The sequence below is a fragment of the Clostridium gasigenes genome (assembly GCF_900104115.1).
Taxonomy (GTDB): Bacteria; Bacillota; Clostridia; order Clostridiales; family Clostridiaceae; genus Clostridium; species Clostridium gasigenes.
Window position 1 is genome coordinate 101,163 of sequence record NZ_FNJM01000004.1, and the last position, 22,478, is coordinate 123,640.

General features: G+C 28.0%; 23 protein-coding genes. 19 read left to right on the forward strand and 4 right to left on the reverse strand.

Going from position 1 to position 22,478, the window contains the following annotated elements; genetic code table 11:
* Nucleotides 1-10: 10 nt before the first annotated feature.
* The 5 genes from yhbY to BLS77_RS09215 all read left to right on the forward strand — a co-directional run bounded on the left by yhbY (nucleotide 11) and on the right by BLS77_RS09215 (nucleotide 3,836).
* Nucleotides 11-322, forward strand: coding sequence for a ribosome assembly RNA-binding protein YhbY (gene yhbY, locus BLS77_RS09195; RefSeq protein WP_089968554.1), 312 nt, complete (start codon nucleotides 11-13; stop codon nucleotides 320-322).
* A gap of 1 nt (nucleotide 323) precedes the next feature.
* Nucleotides 324-926 carry a nicotinate-nucleotide adenylyltransferase gene (gene nadD / locus BLS77_RS09200; protein WP_089968557.1) on the forward strand — a complete coding sequence of 201 codons (603 nt, stop codon included), beginning with the start codon at nucleotides 324-326 and terminating at the stop codon, nucleotides 924-926.
* 1 nt (nucleotide 927) lies between these two features.
* Entirely contained in the window at nucleotides 928-1,497 is a 570-nt protein-coding gene (gene yqeK / locus BLS77_RS09205; protein WP_089968560.1) for a bis(5'-nucleosyl)-tetraphosphatase (symmetrical) YqeK, read from the forward strand.
* Nucleotides 1,498-1,571: 74 nt separating this feature from the next.
* A complete protein-coding gene (locus tag BLS77_RS09210) occupies nucleotides 1,572-2,933 on the forward strand; it encodes an LCP family protein (RefSeq protein ID WP_089968564.1) in 1,362 nt (453 codons plus the stop codon).
* Nucleotides 2,934-2,936: 3 nt separating this feature from the next.
* Entirely contained in the window at nucleotides 2,937-3,836 is a 900-nt protein-coding gene (locus BLS77_RS09215; RefSeq protein WP_089968567.1) for an RluA family pseudouridine synthase, read from the forward strand.
* 85 nt (nucleotides 3,837-3,921) lie between these two features.
* On the opposite strand, the gene BLS77_RS09220 is transcribed toward BLS77_RS09215, so the two are convergent.
* Nucleotides 3,922-5,178 carry a D-alanyl-D-alanine carboxypeptidase family protein gene (locus BLS77_RS09220; protein ID WP_089968571.1) on the reverse strand — a complete coding sequence of 419 codons (1,257 nt, stop codon included), beginning with the start codon at nucleotides 5,176-5,178 and terminating at the stop codon, nucleotides 3,922-3,924.
* 372 nt (nucleotides 5,179-5,550) lie between these two features.
* Between BLS77_RS09220 and BLS77_RS09225 the strand changes: the two genes are divergently transcribed.
* The 4 genes from BLS77_RS09225 to rlmD all read left to right on the forward strand — a co-directional run bounded on the left by BLS77_RS09225 (nucleotide 5,551) and on the right by rlmD (nucleotide 9,101).
* Nucleotides 5,551-6,252 carry a ComEA family DNA-binding protein gene (locus BLS77_RS09225; protein ID WP_089968574.1) on the forward strand — a complete coding sequence of 234 codons (702 nt, stop codon included), beginning with the start codon at nucleotides 5,551-5,553 and terminating at the stop codon, nucleotides 6,250-6,252.
* A 248-nt stretch (nucleotides 6,253-6,500) separates the two neighbouring features.
* Nucleotides 6,501-7,160 carry a hypothetical protein gene (locus tag BLS77_RS09230; protein WP_089968939.1) on the forward strand — a complete coding sequence of 220 codons (660 nt, stop codon included), beginning with the start codon at nucleotides 6,501-6,503 and terminating at the stop codon, nucleotides 7,158-7,160.
* Nucleotides 7,161-7,218: 58 nt separating this feature from the next.
* Nucleotides 7,219-7,614 (forward strand): hypothetical protein, encoded by a 396-nt coding sequence (locus BLS77_RS09235; protein WP_089968577.1) that lies wholly within the window; start codon nucleotides 7,219-7,221, stop codon nucleotides 7,612-7,614.
* Between the two features lie 128 nt (nucleotides 7,615-7,742).
* Nucleotides 7,743-9,101 (forward strand): 23S rRNA (uracil(1939)-C(5))-methyltransferase RlmD, encoded by a 1,359-nt coding sequence (gene rlmD / locus BLS77_RS09240; RefSeq protein ID WP_089968581.1) that lies wholly within the window; start codon nucleotides 7,743-7,745, stop codon nucleotides 9,099-9,101.
* A gap of 375 nt (nucleotides 9,102-9,476) precedes the next feature.
* On the opposite strand, the gene BLS77_RS09245 is transcribed toward rlmD, so the two are convergent.
* Nucleotides 9,477-10,793 carry an ISL3 family transposase gene (locus tag BLS77_RS09245; protein WP_139164834.1) on the reverse strand — a complete coding sequence of 439 codons (1,317 nt, stop codon included), beginning with the start codon at nucleotides 10,791-10,793 and terminating at the stop codon, nucleotides 9,477-9,479.
* Entirely contained in the window at nucleotides 10,793-11,224 is a 432-nt protein-coding gene (locus tag BLS77_RS09250; protein WP_175490822.1) for a transposase family protein, read from the reverse strand. The genes BLS77_RS09245 and BLS77_RS09250 overlap by 1 nt, the downstream gene beginning before the upstream one ends.
* Nucleotides 11,225-11,631: 407 nt before the next feature.
* Here BLS77_RS09250 and BLS77_RS19880 point away from each other — a divergent pair, with 407 nt between their 5' ends.
* The 6 genes from BLS77_RS19880 (at nucleotide 11,632) to BLS77_RS09295 (ending at nucleotide 17,279) form a co-directional block, all read left to right on the forward strand.
* Nucleotides 11,632-13,293, forward strand: a complete 1,662-nt coding sequence (locus BLS77_RS19880) for a DUF4145 domain-containing protein (RefSeq protein ID WP_175490823.1) — start codon at nucleotides 11,632-11,634, stop codon at nucleotides 13,291-13,293.
* Nucleotides 13,294-13,696: 403 nt separating this feature from the next.
* Complete coding sequence (locus BLS77_RS09275; protein WP_089968591.1) at nucleotides 13,697-14,023, forward strand: hypothetical protein; 327 nt, start codon at nucleotides 13,697-13,699, stop codon at nucleotides 14,021-14,023.
* Between the two features lies 1 nt (nucleotide 14,024).
* The gene (locus BLS77_RS09280) at nucleotides 14,025-14,738 is read left to right on the forward strand and encodes a zinc-binding metallopeptidase family protein (protein ID WP_089968595.1); all 714 of its coding nucleotides are present in this window, start codon (nucleotides 14,025-14,027) and stop codon (nucleotides 14,736-14,738) included.
* Nucleotides 14,739-14,752: 14 nt separating this feature from the next.
* Entirely contained in the window at nucleotides 14,753-14,923 is a 171-nt protein-coding gene (locus BLS77_RS19885) for a hypothetical protein (protein ID WP_175490825.1), read from the forward strand.
* A gap of 201 nt (nucleotides 14,924-15,124) precedes the next feature.
* Nucleotides 15,125-16,489 carry an ApeA N-terminal domain 1-containing protein gene (locus BLS77_RS09290; RefSeq protein ID WP_089968600.1) on the forward strand — a complete coding sequence of 455 codons (1,365 nt, stop codon included), beginning with the start codon at nucleotides 15,125-15,127 and terminating at the stop codon, nucleotides 16,487-16,489.
* Nucleotides 16,490-16,691: 202 nt separating this feature from the next.
* The gene (locus BLS77_RS09295; protein WP_089968603.1) at nucleotides 16,692-17,279 is read left to right on the forward strand and encodes a recombinase family protein; all 588 of its coding nucleotides are present in this window, start codon (nucleotides 16,692-16,694) and stop codon (nucleotides 17,277-17,279) included.
* 313 nt (nucleotides 17,280-17,592) lie between these two features.
* Here BLS77_RS09295 and BLS77_RS09300 read toward each other — a convergent pair whose 3' ends face one another.
* Nucleotides 17,593-18,186, reverse strand: a complete 594-nt coding sequence (locus tag BLS77_RS09300; RefSeq protein WP_089968606.1) for a hypothetical protein — start codon at nucleotides 18,184-18,186, stop codon at nucleotides 17,593-17,595.
* Between the two features lie 275 nt (nucleotides 18,187-18,461).
* On the opposite strand from BLS77_RS09300, the gene BLS77_RS09305 reads away from it, so the two are divergent.
* The 4 genes from BLS77_RS09305 to BLS77_RS09320 all read left to right on the forward strand — a co-directional run bounded on the left by BLS77_RS09305 (nucleotide 18,462) and on the right by BLS77_RS09320 (nucleotide 22,473).
* Entirely contained in the window at nucleotides 18,462-20,459 is a 1,998-nt protein-coding gene (locus tag BLS77_RS09305; RefSeq protein WP_089968609.1) for an ATP-binding protein, read from the forward strand.
* 14 nt (nucleotides 20,460-20,473) lie between these two features.
* Complete coding sequence (locus tag BLS77_RS09310; protein ID WP_089968613.1) at nucleotides 20,474-21,301, forward strand: hypothetical protein; 828 nt, start codon at nucleotides 20,474-20,476, stop codon at nucleotides 21,299-21,301.
* A 191-nt stretch (nucleotides 21,302-21,492) separates the two neighbouring features.
* Nucleotides 21,493-21,693 (forward strand): hypothetical protein, encoded by a 201-nt coding sequence (locus BLS77_RS09315; RefSeq protein ID WP_089968616.1) that lies wholly within the window; start codon nucleotides 21,493-21,495, stop codon nucleotides 21,691-21,693.
* A 66-nt stretch (nucleotides 21,694-21,759) separates the two neighbouring features.
* Nucleotides 21,760-22,473 carry a TnsA endonuclease C-terminal domain-containing protein gene (locus BLS77_RS09320; protein WP_089968619.1) on the forward strand — a complete coding sequence of 238 codons (714 nt, stop codon included), beginning with the start codon at nucleotides 21,760-21,762 and terminating at the stop codon, nucleotides 22,471-22,473.
* The last annotated feature ends 5 nt before the right edge of the window (nucleotides 22,474-22,478 follow it).

The following is a 22,478-nucleotide window of genomic DNA, read 5'->3' on the forward strand; positions in this document are numbered from 1 at the left end:
AGGAAATTAAATGTTGACAGGAAAGCAAAGAGCTCACTTAAGAGGATTAGCTAACGGTTTATCACCATTATTCCAAGTTGGTAAAAATGGTATAGAAGAAAACTTTATTAAACAAATAAAGGAATCTTTAGAAGTTAGAGAATTAATTAAGATAAAAGTTTTAGAAAACAGTGGATTAGAAACTAGAGCAGCTTCAGATGAAATCTGCAGAGCTGTAGGTTGCGAAGGAATCCAAGCAATTGGAAGTAAAATAGTTTTATACAAAAAATCATCAAAAAATCCGAAAATAGAAGTGCCGGAAGTTAAGAAGAAAAAGAAATAGTATGAAAAGAGTTGGTATAATAGGTGGAACCTTTAACCCTATTCATTTGGCTCACTTGTATATTGCATATGAGTCGAAGGACCAGTTAAGTTTAGATAAGGTGATTTTTATACCCACAGGAAGCCCCCCTCACAAAGATAATAGAGGTGTAATTAGGGCTTCCTTAAGGTATTCAATGGTAGAAAAGGCGATAGCTTCTTATGATGGATTTGAGATAAGTGACTATGAAATACAAAAGATAGGTTATAGCTACACTCATGAAACTTTAGAAAAATTTAAAACAAATGATTGTGAATTGTTTTTTATAACAGGCGCAGATTGTTTAATGGATATTGAAAAATGGAAGTATCCAGAAAAGATATTAGAACTATGTACTTTTGTAGTATTTACAAGAAGTGGATATGATAATATGAAATTACAGGAGCAAAAGAAAAATATAGAAAAAAAGTATAACACAAATATTAAATTTTTAGATATAATAGATTTAGAAATCTCATCATCTATGATTAGAGAAAGAATTAAAGAAGATAAAAGAATTGATTTTTTTGTGCCAAAAGATGTTTTAGATTTCATTATAGAAAAAAATCTATATAAGGAGATATAATATGTGGGATATAGATAAGATAAAAGCTTACCTTGAAGAAAATTTAACAGAAAGTAGATATATTCATACCTTAGGAGTTATAGAAACAGCAAAGGCTTTAGCTAGTATAAATAAGATAGACTTGGAAAAAGCAGAAATAGCGGCTCTAGCTCATGATGTAGCTAAGAATATGAATATAGAAACAATGAGGCAAATAATTGAGGAACATAATATAAAATTGCCATATGAAACCTTGAAAACACCAGAGTTATGGCATAGTATTATTGCACCGATTATTGGAGAAGAAGTTTTTCAAATAGAGGATAGGGACATATTAAATGCTATGAGATGGCATACTACAGGAAGAGAAAATATGACTACCTTAGAAAAAATTATCTATATGGCAGATATGATAGAGCCAAAACGGAGCTTTCAAGGGGTAGAAGAATTAAGAAAAGCTACCTTTGAAAATTTAGATAAAGGATTTATAATGGCGTTAAACCATACTATAAATTACTTGTTAAATAAAGGGTTTTGTATAGATGTTAATACTATAGAAGCTAGAAATTTTATTATATTAAATAATAAATAAGCATTTTTTTCAAGATATCTAATGAAATATATATCATTTAGATTAATTATTTACAGAGAAATGAGGTTTTTATAATGGGGAGAGATAGAAAGAAGTATAGTGAAGCTGGAGTTAGCACTAGTAAAGAAGTTGAAAGACGTAAAAAAAAGATGAAAATGAAAAAACAGATGAGGAGAAGACGAATTACAACATTAATAATCACCTTAATTATAGGAGCTATAATAGGTGGTGGAATTTATATTTACTCATTCTTATCTGGATTAAATAGTAGCAGTTTACCAGGAGCAGTAGATCCTATTGGTAAAAATCCTGTAAACATTCTTGTGTTAGGAATGGACATAGGGGATGCAGATCAAGCAGAAAGTGAAGTTGGAAGACGAACAGATACAATGATGGTTCTAAATTATAATCCAACTACTAAAAAGGCGAAAATTGTATCGGTACCAAGAGATACAATGATAGAAGTAAATGGTGCAGTTGGTGAAAATGGGAAATTACAAAAATATTGGAAAATGAATGCGGCTTATGCTATTGGCGGAGATGAAGAAGTTACAAATCAAATACAGGATATTTTAGAAATCCAAATTAACTATCTAGTAAAAATTGATTATAATGCATTTAGAAATATAATAGATGCTATTGGTGGGGTAGAAATGTATATAGATCAAGATATGTACTATGATGATGATGGTCAGGATCTTCATATAAACTTTAAGGCTGGAGAAACTGTTAATTTGGATGGGAAAAAGGCAGAGGAATTCTTTAGATGGAGAAAAAATAACGATGGTACAGGATTTGCAAATGGTGATTTAGATAGAATTGAAAATCAACAAAAGTTTGTTAAAAAAGTTATAGAAAAATGTATTTCACCATCAGTAGTTGTTAAAATACCTAAAATATTGAATGTTGTAAAGGCTAGTTTAGAGACTAATTTAGATGCAAACCAAATGCTTAAATATGCAATGCAATTAGTAAAGCTAAGTAAAGAAGATGTTACAATGGCAACAGTACAAGGGGAAACCAAAGATATTTATGATCAATCTTTCTTTATATATGATAAAGAAATGAATTTAGAACTTTTAAAATCTTTACATTCAGGAGAAGGTGTAGATAGTTCTGATAAAACTGATATGGTAGATATATCAAAGATACAAATTAAATCGAATCTGAAAATAATGGTGTTAAATGCTACCAGTATAAATGGTTTAGCTGGTAAAGTTAAGGATAAAATGGATAATTTAGGATACGGAAATATTGAGACTGGCAATACAGAGCATCAAGATAAAAGTGTTATAATGACTGAAAATAAAGAAATCAAAGATTTTTTAAAGACTGATACGGATATAAAGAAAGTTGAAAAACTATCTAAAAAAGACTATCAAAATTATGATGTAGTAATTGTTCTTGGAAAAGACTATGATTTGTCTGGAGAGTAAATAATGTGTACTATAGAAAAAAAGGTAGAAGAAGAGCATAAGGGTAAAAAGATAAGATTGTTTTTAAAAGAGGATCTTGGTATCTCATCAAGAATGATAAGAAGTGCGTCCATTGAAAAAAGAATATTAGTTAATAAAGTTCCAGTGAAAATGGATTATCTTTTAAAAGTAAATGATAATGTTGTTGTTAATTTATTTAAAGAAGAAAGTCAAAATATTACACCGGAGCCTATGGATTTAGATATTGTTTATGAAGATGATGATATTATTGTAGTTAACAAAAGACCTAATATGATTGTTCATCCAACAAAAAATAATAAATCAGGAACTTTAGCTAATGGGCTTTTGCATTACTTCAAAGAAACAAACCAAAAATGTATTGTAAGGCTCGTAAGTAGGTTAGATATGGATACTTCAGGGTTAATAATAATTGCAAAACATCAATTTGCTCATATGCAGTTATCAAAAGATATGAGTGAAGATAAAATAGAAAAGCGATATATAGCAGTTGTTCATGGTAATTTAGAAAAACTAGAAGGTACAATAGATTTACCTATATATAGACCAGATGGAGAAGGGGCAGTAAGAAGAGTAATTGATAGTAGAGGTCAAAGAAGTATAACTCATTATAAGGTAGTTGAAAGGCTGAAAAATGCTGATATAGTTGAATGTATTTTAGAAACTGGAAGAACTCATCAAATAAGAGTGCATTTAAAAGCATTAGGGCATCCCATATACGGAGATACATTCTACGGTGATGAAAATGATAATGAGTTAATAAATAGGCAGGCATTGCATGCTTACGGCTTAAATTTAGAATCTCCTAGAACTAAGGAAGTTTTAGAACTTAGAGCAACATTACCAAGTGATATAGAAAACCTTATAAATCTATTAAAAGTATAAAAAACAGGCATTTAAATTTAATATAATTTAAATGCCTGTTTTTTTATGTTTTATATTTTTAAAAATATATATGGTGACTTGTAATCTAGTATTTTTCAGATTTCATATGTCGTTTAAATTTAACAAATAGAATGGTCATAAGGGCTAATATTATTACTAAAATTGAAGCTAAACCTAGCATAGACATTTTGTTTTGCTTTAAGTTATCTATAGATGTGGCAACAGCAATTTTAAAAGTATATTCCCTATCTGCAGCACTAATAAATTCTAAATCACCGTAAATTTTACCGTTTAACAATATATTACCGGTAAACAATGATTGACCTTTAGTTAGTGTCTCTTTTGATAAATTTTTAGGTTCATAAGAGAATGTAACTTCGGGAACTATATCGGATTTAGCTTTACTATAATAGAGATCCTTATTCGAAAGTAAGGGTATTATAGTTTCATCATTTATATTATATTCAGCTATTTTATCCCCTTTTGAAACTAATTTAACTGTTTCAAAGGAATCAAAACCATAATCAAATAATTGACCAACACTTAAAAATTGAGCATCTTTATTTTCTGCATTTAAAAAAGACGATATAAGTACTTGACCATCTTTTACAGCAGCAGCGGCATATGTATGGTTTGCTTCAGGAGTATATCCTACTTTACCTGAATAAGCATATTTATAATAGTAAGGAGTTTCTGCGTTTAAACAATGATTTTTATTGTTAGCCCATTTTTCACTACCATCATAATTTGGATTGCTTTTAAAAATATAATAAGGAGTTCTATCAATTTCATTAAATTCAGGACTTGCATAAGCGGCTTTCATAATTAAAGCTAAATCATAAGCTGTTGTTATGTGGCCATCCTCATGTAATCCACTAGGATTTTTGAAGGTGGTATTATTAGCTCCAAGATCCTTAGCTTTTTGTGTCATTAAAACTGCAAATGCAGCATTTGAACCTGCAATGTGTTCAGCTAATGCTTCAGCAGTATCATTACCAGATTCTAGCAATAAACCAAGTAAGAGTTCTTTTATTGTATAAGTTTGACCCGTAGATATACCAATTGCAGATCCGTCAACTAGTGGTGGATTAGCACCTATAGTTACTTTGTCATCTAGGTTAGCATTATCAAGAGTTACTAAAGCTGTCATAAGCTTTGTAGTAGAGGCTGGTTCAAATTGAACATCTGGATTTTTAGAAAACAGAACATCTCCTGTAATTCCATCCATTAAAACTACTCCCTTAGCATCTAAGGGTGGAACCGTAGTAGCTGTAGCTGTAGTAATAATTAAGTTAGTACAAATAAATAATATTAAAAGAATTTTTGCAATTAAATTTTTCATAATTAATCCCCCGCGAATTTCATTATTTTTTTCAAGTGCCTAATGTATATTAAATAAATATTTATGAATATATAATTATTTATTTAACATGCATAAGTATTCTAACAAAAATAATTACAAATTTCTAGTTATTGTTGCTTTATTAGTTGTTTTTAATAAAAAAATTGTATTAAAATGGTAAAAATAAGGCGTGTTCAAAAAAGAAAGACTATCATATTGACTAGTTATTTTTTTCAAGACCCTAAGTAAATTGAATTAAAATAGAATAAATAGGTCAATAATTATAAAGAAACTTATGGGCTGAAAGAAAATATACTAGAATCTGACTAGTTATTTTTTGAAGCTACATTAACAAATTAAGAGGAGTAGGGTATGAAGCATTTAAAAGATTTGAAAGATAAGAAAATTATAGGATGTGTGGCTTTAGTTGTGATATTCTTTTTAGCTTCATTTTTCATATATGGACAAAGAAAAAATAAGGTGTTTAAAGATGAATACATGAAAAATATATTTGTAGATGAAGGAGGCTTAGAAGAAAGTGTGCAGGTTAATGGAAAAGTAGAAAAAAATAGTGGAATTAAAAGTGAATCGGCAGAAGTTCCATTAAAGAAAAGTGAAGTTACAGTAGAGATAAAAGGTGAGGTTAAAAATCCAAAGGTATATACTTTACCACAAGGATCTATAATAAATGATTTAATAGATAAGGCTGGTGGGTTAACAGTCGATGCAAATATTTTAAATATAAACAGAGCTAAAGTTCTGAAAAATGAAGATTTAATAGTAATAGAAAATATAAAAAATGTGGAAGCTATTCCGCAAGGTGGAGCAAATGGTAAAATAGAAGGTGGCGGTGTTAGCGCAGCTAAGGTTGATTCAAATGCTAACACAATAAATATTAATACAGCTGACTTAAGTGGTTTAATGAATATAGATGGTATTGGAGAAAAAACAGCTCAAAAAATAATAGATTATAGAGAAGAAAATGGCGGGTTTAAGTCAATTGAAGATATTAAAAATGTGGATAGAATAGGTGATAAAACCTTTGAAAAAATGAAAGATAAAATTTCTTGTTAGTTAAGGTTTGAATAAGTAGTGTTTTATGGTAAACTTATTTATAGAAATTTAAATGGGGGGAAAGGGAAGCGAAAATAATTCTATAAAACTATAATAAATTATAGTAATATATGACAAAATATAGTGCAAAGAGCCCTGTTATGGAGATTTAATTCAATTTACAACACTTTTAAAACATAATGGAAGGTGTTATAATAGAATTAATTATGAAAATAAAAAATAAAGAAATTTCTAGGGGGAATTACATTATGGGAAGAAAGTTAATTGCCGTTTTAATATGTGGAATACTAACTTTTTCTTTAGTTTCTTGTAAAGACAACAATGGAAAAATTGAAAAAGAAACTCCCAAAGTTAAAGTTGAGGAACGCGTAATTGAAGGGACTTGGGCAAAAGATTACACAAAAGATGAAATTACATCTTTTCACAAAGATATAATGAGTAGGGTGGAAGATTTAACGAAAATATATGAATTGAAATATGAAAAAAAAGAAATAGTTAAAGAGGAAAATGGAGTTACGGTTAATTCTAATGAAATATATGTGGATAATTTAAACCCAGAGCCAAATAGACTAGAAAGCATGTACTATGGTTTTAAAATCTATGGTGAAGATTTATCACAAGGTCAAATTTTAATGAAATTAGGATTTAACTTAGATAATAAGACAATAAAAGAAGCTGGTAAATTTGATTTTAAAGAAACCTCAATAACTTCATATTCACAAGCATTTACAGGGGTAAATGATAGAGACTATACTGAATTAAACAATAAGATATATGCAATTATAAATGGCGATAATTCGGAACAAACAATAGAAAACAATTTAGATGGAATTATAGAAACAGTAAGCATAAAGGATAATTATCTTTTATACAAATTAGAAACCAAAAAATATAATTTGAAAAAATAATATGAGTAGTTTTGAATATTTATTTTTAAAATTATTTAAATAGTAGGAGGAAGTTAGAATGTCAGAAAAGGAAGTAGTAGTAGAAAATGAGGAAGTTTCAAACATAGACAATACAATTGAAGAAACAGAGGTTGTATCAGAAAGTGTTGAAGAAATATTAGTAAAAGAAAGTTTGGTAGAAGACATACAAGTAGAAGATAAACAAAAGGTAAAAGATAATTGTTTTATTAAAGAATTATTAGTGGGTGTAATAGATCAAATAGTTGTTATAGCAGGAGCTTTAGCTACTTTATTAGTATTTAATTTAATACTAAAGATATTTGGATATTATGTATCAGAAAAAGAAACTATTTTCTTAATAATATATATACTTATAAATATTATATATGTACCAGTTTGTAAAATGCTTAAATTAAAAGAAACAGTAGGAAGAAAAATATTATTAAATAAATAATATTAGTCACTTAAAAATAACTAGCAATTAGACATTTAAAAAATAACTAGAATATAGACTTGTTATTTTTTTTATGTCTCTTATGCTGGTTATTTTCTTTGAGAAGACTTAAAAATTAGGAGTGTAATATGAGAAAAGGAAGCCAACTTACAGTTAAAATAGAAAAAATAAAATTTCCATCAACAGGAGTAGGAACCCATGAAGGAAAGGAAATACATGTTAAAAATACTTTCCCAGGTCAAACTGTTACGGGGATGATTAAGAAAAATAGAAGTGAATTTTCAGAGCTTAAACTTATATCAATAGATGAAAAAGCTGAATATGAAATAGATGCCCCTTGTGAATATTTCGGTGTCTGCGGAGGCTGTAGCTCACAAAATATTGCTTATGAAAAGCAATTAGATCTATTAAGTGAAGAAGTTAAAGAACTATTTGAAACATCAAATACACCAATGGGTGAATATCTAGGTGTTGTTGGAAGTCGTGAACAATGGGAATACAGAAACAAAATGGAATTCACTTTTGGAGATATGGAAAAGGGTGGAGAACTAGGTTGTGGAATGCACATGAAGGGGAAATCATTTGGAATTATAACAGTTGAAAACTGTATGATAGTTGATGAAGATTTTAGAACTGTAATTAAAGCAACAGTTGATTACTTTAAAGGTAAGGGCCTTGATTATTATAGAGTTATGAAAAGAACAGGTTTCCTAAGACACTTAGTAGTAAGAAAAGCTACAAATACTGGTGAGTTAATGATTAACCTAGTAACTACAACTCAATCAGATTTTGACCTAACAGAATGGGTAGAAGTTATGAAATCTAAAAAATATAAGGGTGAATTAGTTTCAGTACTACATACGGAAAATGACTCATTATCAGATGCAGTTATTCCACAGAAATTAAACATAATGTATGGAAGAGACTATATAATAGAAAGTTTATTAGGGCTGAAATTCAAAATATCACCATTCTCATTTTTTCAAACAAACTCACAAGGTGCTGAAAGTCTTTATAGCATAGTTAGAGATTTTATGGGAGATGCTAAAGATAATGTAGTATTTGATTTATATTGTGGAACAGGAACAATAGGTCAAATAGCAGCTGCAAATGCAAGCAAGGTTATAGGACTTGAGCTTGTGGAGGAAGCTGTTGAATCTGCAAAAGAAAATGCAAAGTTAAACGGATTAACTAACTGCGAGTTTATAGCAGGAGATGTAGCTGTAACAATAAAAGATATTAAAATAAAACCAGATATAATAATATTAGATCCTCCAAGAAACGGAGTATCTCCGAAAGCATTAGAATACGTAATAAAATTCAATGCCAAAGAAATAATATATGTATCATGTAATCCTAAAACATTAGTAGAAAACTTAGAAACACTAACAGCAAGAGGATATGAAGTTGTGCGTAGCACAGTTAAAGATATGTTCCCAAATACACCACATGCTGAAGTTGTTGTGAAATTAAAGAGAAAATTGTAATCTCTCGCAATAAATTAACTCTCTCCGAATAAACACTGCCGATTCTAATAAACAATGACCGGGGGCATCTTTGATGCAGAGTTAAGGTTGAAGATTTAGAGGAAAGTGTCAACTAAAGTTGCAGAGTTAAGGGAGAAAGCTAAAGCAAGGTAAATACAGGGGTGATGGTTGTTTTTTCAACCGTTACTTCTTTTTTTATACCCTTGAATCTGTAATGCGTTAGCATTACCCCAGCATTACCCTTTAGTCAAACTTTAATCAGAATCCGAAGAAAGAGTGACTAAGAAAGAGTTTTTTAATACGATTATTTTGTAAGCGTCAAAGAGGTTCTTTCCAAAGTTATTGGAGATGTGATAAAAAAATAATCCTAAGTTATTATTTTCCTTTTAAACTTTCAAGTTGAAGAACCTTATATTTTAGCAACTCAAAATTATTTCTACCATACATTATTCTTTTAATGCTTTTTATTTTATTGACGCTACCTTCTGCTAACCCATTATTGTATGAATAAATTATTGCATTTCTAAAAGCATCATAATCACTGTTTATACCATTGATATAACTATTCAACTCTTTTATATTTAAGTTTCTAGTTTTTTCTATCCAAGATTTGAGTTTTCCCGATTTTTTTCCACCTAACATATCCTTGAATTCTGTTAATAACTCAAGCAATTTCTCTACAATTGGATGTTTCTTTATTATTTCTTTCATTTGTGATTGATTAAGTTCTTTAACTTTATCAATTGGCTTATATAAAAGTTTTAATAGTGACTTTTTATCAATTAATTCTGTAGGCTCTTTGTCTTTTAGTATATCCTTTGCAAGTCTTTTTTCTTTAGCTACAAAACCTCTAAGTGCTGCAACACTTCCTGTATAACCTTTTTCCCGGATTCTATTTGTTATCTCCTCGTATTTAACCCCTTCGCCCCTAAGAGATAGGACTTCGTTACGGAAGGGTTCTAATAATCCAGATCGGCTTGTACCATATTGACCATGTACACAATTAAAATCTCTAACTAAATATTTTGAAATACTTGGAGTGCTATATCCTGTAAGTTTAGCTATTTCTTTTATCTGTAATCCCTTTTCATGCAACATAATCACACGTTCTGCTTTATATTTCACTTTATTAGTAGCATCTAAGTGCTCTTTTTCTCTTACTGAAATTGTCTCTTTGGGGATATCTACTTCCTTTATTAGTACATATTTTCTCGTTGTAGTTGTGCTAACTTTTAATATAGATGCTATTTCATCATAACTATGACCACTTCTTCTTAAACTCTTAGCTTCTATAATTTTTTCTCTTCTTGTTAAACTTGTTAAATATTGAGTTCTTTGTTTTGCTTTTTCAGAGGTTACAGGAATCTCTATACGCCCAATTATTAACCTTTGAAATGCTTTCTTTATTGAGGTTACTAAATTCTTAATCATATGAAATCTATCATTAACCTGCATAGCTTTTGGATGAGCCCTATCAATTGCTGATTTAAATGCAATTGAACCATCTCTTGCTACAATTTCAATATTTGGATAGGTCCCTAACCACTTAATAACATCTGGAGTATCCCTGGATTCTATTAAATCTACGATACATCTTGTTTCCATATCAATCATTACTGTACCATAAGTATGCCTTTTCCTAATGGCAAAATCATCTATACAGATATGCTTTATGCTTTCCCTATTGATTATTAGTGCTTTTTTTTTAGATAATTACATATAGAACTTTTTTTAATATCCACTGTACTTTCTGTTAAATATTTTGCAGCAGATACAGAGCTTTGCGTCAATGATACTCTTACTATTTCTTCAATTAATCGTTTAGTCTTTTTCGCTTTTGAATCTAAAAAATCAAATTGTTCTGAAAAAGTATATTTATTACAATTGTCATTTTTACAAAACATATTTCTATTGTTTATGACTAACATTACTTTTTTACCTTGTATTGGTAAGTCTTGAAAACTTTTAAGGTACCTTGAGTGAGTTTTACTTGTTTCGTATCCACAATCAGGACATTTTAATGTTTCTTTCTTAGACTTTATAGTAATATAAAGTGTGTTATCTATCAATTCATGAGACTGATAATCTAATAATTGATCAAGCATTTCAATAATACTATCCACAATATCCCTCCAACTCATTTATAGTTGAATTATACCATGCTTTCTCATCTTTTCTAATAACTTTGGAAAGAACCTCTTTGACGCTTACATTATTTTTATGGGTTTTTCGCAGTCATTTTATATTCGGAATTTTTCAAGAATGGGATGGATAGGGAAGTCGAAGGGAATCGAAAAAGTCGAAGTTTAGTCGGAGAGTACATAGTATACAAGGATTTTCACAAAATGCTTGTATACAGAGTTAGGGTATGGAACGTTTAGAGTTCAGAATAAAAGATTAAGTACAACGTGTATTTGGTCTTTTTTTTGAATTATAGAGCCATAATTAATGAGGAAAGGTTACAATATTTTATGTTAGATATACAATTAAATAAGCAAGATTTTAATTAATGATAGGGGATGGATTTTTTATGGGTATATTTGAAGTGTTTAACAAATATGATGAAAGAGGATTTGACGCTAAAGGAATACATAGAAATGGAACGAGGTATTCTGATAATGGGTATGATACGGAAGGTTATAGTAAATATGGATTTAATATAAAGGGAATTCATAAAAATGGTACTAAATATAATAAAGAAGGCTATGACAGAAGTGGTTTTCATAGAAGTGGAAGAACCAGATGTGCAGATGAGAGTGTTGTATATGATAACGAGGGATATAATAGAGAATGGTATGATAAATACGGCTATGGGAGAGGTGGATATAATAAGGCTGGGTTAGATAGAGAGGGATTTAACACGAAACAAATACATAAAAATGGTACAAAATATGATGATTTAGGTTTTGATAAATTTGGATATGACAAAGATGGTTATGAGAAAAACGGATTTAGTGAAAAAGGATTTAATAAAAAGGGATATAGTAGAAATGGGACAATGTACAATGAAGATGGATATAATGAAGATGGATATGATAAAGAAGCATACAGTAAAGACGGATATGATAAAGCAGGATTTGATAGAGCTGGGTTTGACAAATTTGGTTTTAACAAATCAGGAATAGATAAAAAAGGATTTAACAAGACTGGAGTAGATAAATTTGGTTTTAACAGGTCAGGAATAGATAAAAAAGGATTTAACAAGATTGGTGTAGATAGAGGTGGTTATAATAAACAAGGTTATAATAAACAAGGTTTTGATAGAGATGGTTATAATATAAAAGGATTTAACCAACTTGGAATCCACAGAAATGGAACATACTTTAATGCTGAAGGCTATGCTGTAGATTGTTTCAATAAGCAAGGTTTAGATAAAGATGGTTACAATCGTGGAGGCTATAATAAAAAGGGTTATAATCGAGAAGGATATAATAAATATGGATTTAATATAAAAGGAATAGATAAAGAAGGTTTTAATACCAAAGGAATAGATATTGCTGGATATGACAGAACCGGATATGATGAGCAAGGCATAGATAGAGATGGTTATAATCAACAAGGGTATAATGAAGGAGGTTATAATAGGTTAGGCTTTGATATAAAAGGATTTAATAAGCAAGGATATGATAAAGGTGGATATACGAAGTTAGGTTTTAATATTAGTGGTTTTGATAGGGCGGGTTATGATATAGAAGGCTTTAATGTAAGAGGTTTTGATAGAAATGGTTTTGATATGCAAGGTTATAACATTAAGGGAGAATATGCTGAATTTATAGATAAGTATATTAATGACAATACAAATATTAAGATAAAAAATAATGCTCTTATTTATTCAGATGAGATGAGAGAATTGATTATTGATATAGATAGAACTAAGAAGAGTATTAATATAGAAGATTATATTGCTTCAATGTCTCATTTGAGAAGGGGGGCAGAGAAGTTCTTAGATGAAGTATTTATGAATAGTGGTATATTACCATATAAATTTATGAATTTAGACCAGTGTGAAAAGATAGATTTTGCTAAGCAGTCGGATATATTATCAAATAGTAGTATAGATTTACTGCATAGGATTAGAAAACAGGGTAATTTAGCAGTACATGAAGGACAAGCCAATAAGAATTTAGCTACTAATGTATTAGAAGAGCTACAAAGAGAAATTCATAAATGGTTAGAATGTAACAATAAATAATAATATTTAATAACAAAAAAGTTTTGATTTTGAAAATAGTTTTGAAGAGTTCTGTATATGACTTTAAAGGTTATATGCAGAAATCTTTAACCTTTAACTCTGCAAAATGAATAAATCAATTAAGTTGGAATATTAATAGTATAGTTAATACTATTGGAGTTGTTGATATAGATGATGACATACTCGGTAAAATAATATATTCAGTTAGCAATTTTGAAAAAATAGAATAATAATAAAGAAATAAGATGTAGATTAGGTTTCTATATCTTATTTTTTTATATTAGCAGAGTATATTAAAGTTCATACAGTTAGGTTAATACAATAAAATATGGTAAAATATAGTTAAAGAAAGGTTGTATAGTACTATAAAAGAATATATAGAAAAAATTTAAGGGAGTTGGATATGTATATGAAGATAAATGATGGTATGATTGGATATTTTATATTTGGATTGAATGCAATTATTGATGCAGGAGAGAGTATTTCAATAGCCGAAGCATCAGAATTAATAGAAAACAACAAATTAATTAAAACATTACAAGAAAAGTATAATAAGTATTGGGATTGGGATGTTTTAGAGAAGTATGATGATAATATACATGTGCGATTAACGGATTACATTCATTATATTGAAAGTGATAGCTATAGAAAATTTGGGATTGAGAATAATGGTTTTTTAATAATATCTTCTGTAGCAACTCAAATAATTGTAAATGGGGATAGAAAATAAGATGGATAGCTTAGAAATTAAAGAAGAACAACTTTTAGCATATTTATATTCACAGTTAGAAAGTAGCTCAATTCGTAAAATAAGTAGAGATGTTAATGGGAGCATTGCTACTTTATATAAATATATAAAAATTTTGATTAAAGATGGATATATAATTCAAATGAGTGAAGGAAGGGTTGTAAAATATCGAATTTCAGATGAAGGTAAGAGTTATGTTGAGAAAAATGCTATAGTATACGAACAGCAAGAAGAACTTGAAAAAAATAAAAGAGTAAATGAACCACTATATAAGGCTGAAGAAATATTAGATGAAATAGGGGTAATGAAGAAAAATATAGAAAAACAAAAGGATGATTTTGATAATAAAATATTAAAATATGAAAAAGACATGGATAAATTAAAAGAAGGCATAGAAAAAGTAAAAGAGATGACAGAAAATTTTTATGGAAAAATAGGTGAAATAATAACATTATTAATAGCTTCAATATCAATTATCGTATTTAACATAAAGGTAATGGAGAGCACTAAAATAGATTTTACAAAAGGATATAAGGAAGCATTTTTAAATATAATGGCTATTGATTTACCCTTGATAGTATTGTTGGTAGTAGCAACTGTGTTGTTTCATTATATTATTGGTAAGGAATTAAAATTAAGAAGGTTAATAAGTGTAATTGTAATAATAATTGCATGTATGTTTATATTATTAATTTAAAGGAGATGGATAGGATGAAAAAATACATTTTTACTAACTTAAAGAATGGTGAAATGTCATTTATTAAGGCTGGAGATGAAGAGGAAGCAATTGAAAAGATGGCATTTAAACATATAAATATGGGGTTAGGTGGAATTACATATGGAATGATAAAAGACCATTATAAAATAGAAGAGAAATTATAAGGAAAAGCTTCATGATTTAAAACATAGAGCTTTTTCTTATTGGGATAAAATAAATTTAAAAGCTAAAGTTATTAAAAATATTCGGTTAGGGTTTAATTTTAAATTAATGAACAAATGTCTATATTATATGGTTAAATATGTTAAAATTAACTTGATAAGTATATAGTATCAATTAATTTTTTGATTTTAGAGGAGAAGTTTATGAATAGGAAAAAAGAGTATATGGGGTATTGGTATTTACCAGAGAACAAAGAAAATGAAATATATGGAAGTTTGGTCATTGATGATAAAAATAATATTAAATTAAATTTATGTGGGTATTTCAGTGAACTTACAGAAATATTTAAATCTAATAATATTAATATAATAAATGGTTTCACAAAATGTGGTAAAAAAATTACATTAGCTAATTGTTTATCTGGAGGTATAAGCATAAATATGCCGGGAATCCCAAGTGCAGAGTATATACCTTCATATGTAATTATTGGTGGAGCATATGATAGCTTAGATTTATGTATGGTTACTGAAGTAGAAGCAGATTTTACCGGTTTAGATAAATGGCTTAATATAGATTCATTTGAGTTTGAAATAAATGATACAGATAAAGAGTATAAAGTTTATTATAAATTGCCAGAGAGAAGAAGCTATAGTTGTGAAAAATTTGATTTTTCTATAGGTTTTGGTGGGAAAATAAATGAAGATAAATTAAAAAGTGTTGAAATAACACAAAGAACTTATATAGAATTTAAATTTAATGAAGAAGTATCTCTAATTAAAAGTTTAGAGTATATCAATGATTTTTCAAGATTTTTAACTTTATGTTTAGGAGAAGAAGTCAATCAAAGCAATATAAAACTAAAAAATGGTGAGAGTAAGGACATATCAGTATTTTGGAATAGAATGAATGAGGAATATATTTCTAAAAAGAAAACACATGAAATTTTGATACCGTATAACTTGATAGAAGATGATTTTGGACAAGTTATACAAAATTGGTATGACGTTAAGGATAGATTAGAACCAATAATAAACTACATTATAGATGGGTACGAGAAAGTATTTCATATTCCAATGACTTTTCTAAAGATAGTACAGGCTTTTGAAGCTTTTTCAAGGAAAATGAGGGAAAATTGTAAAGAAGAAGCAATTGTATATGATGAAAAAATAAAATATATATTAGAAGCAGTAGAGAATACTGAATATAAAAAATGGTTACAAGATACATTGAGATATTCAAATGAACCAACATTAAACAGTAGAATAAAAGATTTATATACTGAATTGGACTTTTTCTTGAAATTAACTGGTAGAGAAAGAAAAAGCATAGCAAATAAAATAAGTTTAACAAGAAACTATTACACACATTTTGATGAATCAAATAAAAAAAATGCGATGACAAGCGATGAAATATATTACTCAACAATTATAATGCAATTAGCATTAAGAGTTTTAGTAATGATGGAACTTGGAGTTGATAGAAAATTAATAGAGAGTCAAATCATAAATTGTGAGAGTTATAATTTAAGTAATTTTAAGAAGTATTTTAAAAGGAACAATCAAGATTAAATTCATAAATAGTAAGGAGAAAATTTACAAACTTATTGTAAATAGATAGTTTCAAAAACAAATGATTTAGGTACTTTTATAAGTACCTAAATTTTTTTGTATTTTTAAAGAATAATAGCACCAAAAGTATTACCTAAATCAAAATACCTAAACTACATATAATTTATGTTTTTGGTACAAAATAATGATGGAGGTGAAGAGTATGATTTTTGGATACTCAAGAAATAGCACTCACAAACAGGATTTACAAAAACAAAGAGAACAACTAACTAATGCAGGTTGTGAAAAAATATTTGAAGAGGTAATGTCGGGGGGGATATTAAATCGACCCATTCTGAATTCTATGTTAGAACAATTACGCCTCGGCGATGTGATAGTGGTGTGTGACTATAGTCGAATCAGTCGTGGAGGAATTAAGGATATGTTCTCTTTAATAGAAACTATTGAAAAGAAGGGGGCTAATATCAAATCGTTAAAGGAATCATGGATTGATACAATAAATCCACAGGGAAAATTTTTATTTACTGTTATTGCAGGGGTTAATGAACTTGAAAAAAATTTGGTCAGCCAAAGAACTAAAGAATCATTAATGGTTGCGAGGTCAAGGGGGAGGATAGGTGGACGTCCTAAGAAAGATAGTAAGAAAATAGAGATGGCAGTTAAAATGTATGAAAGTAAGGTACATAGTATAAAGGAAATAACAAATGCAACAGGAGTTAGTAAGACTACATTATATAGATATATGAATAATAAAATAAGAGATTTAAATAATAATAAATATAAAAGTTAATTCTAACTATATATGTTTGAATAAACACTGTAGGAATCTTTATAAGTATTGAACACCAAGTAGTAATTAGTATATAAAATTAATCAAAACATATATACTAAGAAGATATATTTGTTTTAAAAGAAATATTTACATATAAAATAGCAGATATTATTACTAAGTAGTTAAATTCAGCAGAGCGGGATAAACTAATAAAAATTTTAAATGATGGTAAATACAGCGTATAGGTCTAAATAGCAAATTAGGTTTATGTAGTGGGTTATATTTACAAAAAATGCATTAATATCTACTATTAATGCATTTTTTATAATATTTATTTGTTTTTGTAGAGCAAGTCCTTTTTTATTAGAATGGTAATAACATTATCATATAAAGGTAATTCTTTATAAATTGTATATGTCCATTTTTTATTAGCTAATTCATCTTTCTTACTGTTTCCACTCATTAAGAATTCAAAATTGAACTTTTTAAGTGAATAAACTACCTCATTAGTTTCGCATTCATTTACTTTAGCAACATGGTCTATTAAGTTATATAAATAATCTTCTGATAATTGACCTTTTTTTATAAGAAGTTGAATTCTTCCTATATGCTCAACATCATGGCATTTTCTACAAATCATCTCTAAACCAGTTAAATTAAGTACATAATTAGTCTTATCAATATCCCATTGCTCATGTAGATGAAAGTTTTTCTTGTCAGCATCATCTTTAGGAACAGCTCCACAAGTAATACAATTACATTCATTATTTAATAATACTTCTTTTCTTAGTTTGTTCCAAATATAAGGGCTTACACTTCTTAAGTTATTACCATGCATATAAACAGGTAGTGCACTAAAAGTTAATTTAAACTCTTTTATAAGTTCCTCATAATACTCATCCTCAGCAAATAACATCCAATTCATAACTAAGACCTCCTTTGTATTTCTAAATATAGTTTACCTTTAATTGTAATTATAGGCAATTGAATTAATCATTGAATATGGAATGGTTTAGATTTATGAACATAAAAATAGAATAAGTTCTTTAGTAAATAAAATAGATTTAGTAGTTAATTTAATAGAGTATAGCACTTTAATTACTATCTATTTTCATTTTATAACAAAATTTAGGGAGTTTATGTTAATATTAATTATATGATATGAAAGTTAATTGGTAATATAATTAGGGGAGTGAGAACGTGGAGAAAATTCAGATAGGTACATCGGGTGTTAAAAAGTCATTAAACAAGTATACTCCAACTAAGTCGTTAGTAGAGTACATATGGAATGGGTTTGATGCTAAGGCTACTATAATAAATATTGAATATGATTTAAATGAGATGGATACTGTTGTTGGTATTAGAATAAAGGATAATGGCTATGGAATATCAAAAACGAAATTAAGTGAAAAGTTTAAGCCGTTTTATGAATCACAAAAAGAAATAAACCCTGATGAAGTTAGAGATAGGTCAGCGGTGCATGGGAAAAATGGAATAGGAAGATTAACCTTCTTTAAGTTTGCAGAAAAAGCCATATGGACAACTGTATATGAGGAAGAAGGAAAAAAATATAAATATGATATAGAAATAGAAAAAAATAATCTTGAGGGGTATAGAGCAGATAAGGAAATAGAAACAGAAGAAGAAACTGGTACAATTGTTACATTTATAGGTATTGATGAATTTTCAACTGTAAATGAAATAAAGGATTGTATTGCAAAAGAGTTTTGTTGGTTCTTAGAGCTAAATGATAAAAGAGGATATGAAATATTAATACATAAAGAGATAATAGATTATTCGCATTTAATAGAAAAAACGGTGCTTGCTGAATATGAGTTTGGCAGTATAAATTTCTATGTAAAGTATGTTGTATGGAAAGAAAAGTTGAATAATGAATATTCTAAATATTATTTTATTAATTCAAGTTCACAAGAAACTATGAAAGAAAATACTTCATTAAACAATAAAGGGGACAAGTTCTATCATAGCGTATATATTACAAGTAATATATTTGATGAATTTCATAAAAATAAAGATAAGAATCAAATACCTTTGATTGGCTATAGTTATGTATCGTCTGAATTTATTTTTATTAAAGAAAAAGTTGAGAAACAACTAAAAAATATCAGAAGACCATTTATTGAAAGATATACTAATAAAATTATAGAAGAATTTGAAAAAGAAGATATATTTCCTCGTTATGATAGAACAAATATGTTAGATAATTTCAAAAAAACAGAAATAGAATCAATGGTTAAAAGCTTATATAAAGCTCAACCACAAATATTTAATGGATTAAATAAGCAACAAAAGAAAACTTTTGTAAGGTTTTTAGATTTAATTATGCAATCAGGGGAAACTGATAATTTATTTAATATATTAGACGAAATAATAGATTTAGATTGCGAAGAAAGAGCAGAATTAAGTGATATTCTTAAGAAAACTAAATTATCTAATGTAATAAAAACAATGAAACTAATAGAAGATAGATATAAGGCAGTTGAACAACTAAAGGAATTAGTATTCAACAAAGAATTAGGTGCAAATGAAGTAAAACATATACAAGGTTTTATTGAAAGTCATTATTGGTTATTTGGTGAGCAATATCATTTAGTAACTGCGGCCGAACCTAAATTTAAGGAAGCATTAAAAAGATATCATTATATGTTAACAGGAGAAGTAAAAGATTTTGAAATTGAGCATCCAGATAAGAATAGAGAAATGGATATATTTGCAGTGAGAGAAGAAATTAATACTGATACAAAAAAATGTATAGTGGTAGAATTGAAGCATCCAAGAATTAAATTAGGATATAAAGAAATTATACAAGTTAAAAAGTATATGAATGTAATTCAAAGCCAAGAGGAATTTATTGGAGATAATATTTTATGGGAATTTATTTTAGTAGGAAATAGTTTTGATACTTCTGGAGCTATAAAAGGTGAAATAGAAAGTAATAAATATCATGGTGAGCGTTCTCTTGTTCATAATGCTAATAGATGTAAAATATATGTTAAAACATGGTCAGAGATATTTACTGAATTTGAAATAAAGCATAATTTCTTAAATGAAAAATTGAAATTAGAGAGACAAGGTTTAATGTTAAATAATAATAGTGCAGATGATATATTAGAAGATGCTAAAAATAATAATACTGCTATTCAACCTAAAGAAATAATAGTAAAACAAGTTAATTAATGAGAGGTGAAATAATGAATGATAAAGTATATTATGGTCAACGAAAGAACTATGTAGGTGTGAAAAAATTAGAATTAGATGAAGCTTTAAGATTGTTTAGAAACAAGATAGACTTAATGATTAGTGAACTATACTTTCTTGAATCTACTGGATATCATTGTACTGATAAAGCGAGAGTAGTAGGAAAATGGGGAAGTGATATAGAAATATTTATATATGATAAGATATATTATGAACAAATATGGCCAATAAAGGAGTATTATTCAAGTTATACAGAGGAAATCTTATTTACTGTAATAGAGTTTTTATATGATTATGTTTCAGAGCCTATTGATAAATGGTATCATGAATGGAATAATTGTGGATGGCATTGTAGTAAGTTTGATAAAGAAGCAGGTCAAGAAAAATATAGAGTTGATATTAATAACATATTAAATAAATACGGTGAAGGATATATTTTATCAGAAGATGGAGAAGTTCAAAGATTAGCTGATACTGGTTTTGAAAGTTTGGTATATGAAAAAATTAATACTGAAGACAAAGATAATATTGATAATAGAGTTAATGGAGCTATAAATAAGTTTTTACACTATAAGTCTAATCTTGATGATAAAAAAGGAGCTTTGTTAGCCTTATTTGGAGTGTTAGAATATTTAAAAACTTGCAATAAGAAATTAGATGGAAAAGATAGCAGTGATTTGTTTAATATTATGAATGGGTTTGATTTAAGACATCATCAAAAGGTTCAACAAAAAGATTATCAAAAAGATGAATGGTATGAGTGGCTATTTTATACTTGCTTATCATCTATTAAATTATTAGTAAAATTAAAGGAAAGTTAATATTTAAGAGGTATTGAAATTAATTGTTTAGTTTCAATACCTTTTTTATTTATAAACATAAAATAAAAGGAAGTAATAAATAAATTTTAAATATATAAAACATTACATATATTTAATGAGAAAAATTTCCAGCAATTCCATAGTTTACTTTGGTGTTTAATTAACTATACTATTATCAGGAGGTGAAGAGAATGAATAATAAAATAAAAAAAGATAAAGAGGAATTATTGGAAAGTGCTATTATGCTATATTTAAGTGTAGTTGAAGATGCATGTGCATTAAGAGAGGTGGATGTAGTGAGTATAGCTCATGACTCAATACATAGAGACAATTATAAAACAGAAACGGATTACTATACAGCTCTTACAGAATATATTATTGCCAATTTATAAAACAATAATAAGTAGAGCATACACATTGAAAACTTTAGTATTCTATAGATTAGGTGGTGATATAAAATGACTTTAAAAGTAACTTCATTCAGTTCTAAAGGGCGTGTAACAAGAATTAGTAGCTCTAAATGTAAAGAAAAAATAGTTCATTTACAAAGTGATAATCAGCTTAGGTTGTTTCTAATGCTTGAATGGGATGAAGATGTTGTAGATATAAAGGTAAATGTAGAGCTAAACGATTTAGAAAAAAACTTATCTAATATAGATAATCTGAGATTAGATAAGTTTAAGGATAAAAAAACAGAAAAGCAATTTCTTTTACATACTAATTTTTTAGTAAGCTTTAAAAGGTATAGAGGAATAGAGGAGTTAACAGCTATTAGCGTTAAATCTACAAGTGAGTTGAAAAGGAAAACCGTAATTGAGAAGCTTGAAATAGAACGCAGATACTGGGAAGCAAAAGGAGTTAGATTTGCTATTATAACGGAGAAGGAAATAGATAGGCAAATGGCAGATAATATTCTGTGGGTTAGGGAGATGAGGAGCGACAAGTCTCTCAGAAATAAGGAGGAGTTGGCTGAAAAATTATATTACTTAATAGAAGAAAAAAGGATGAAAAGAGTAAATGAGATATTACAGGAGTTTGATAAAAGAGAAGATATTAAAGAAGGGACAGGATTATTTCTATTTAGATATTTAATAGCAGATAAGCAAATAGTAGTAAATATGAAAAAATGTATAGATTTAAGTGAAAAAATCAACAAATTAATAACTTTTTAAGCTTA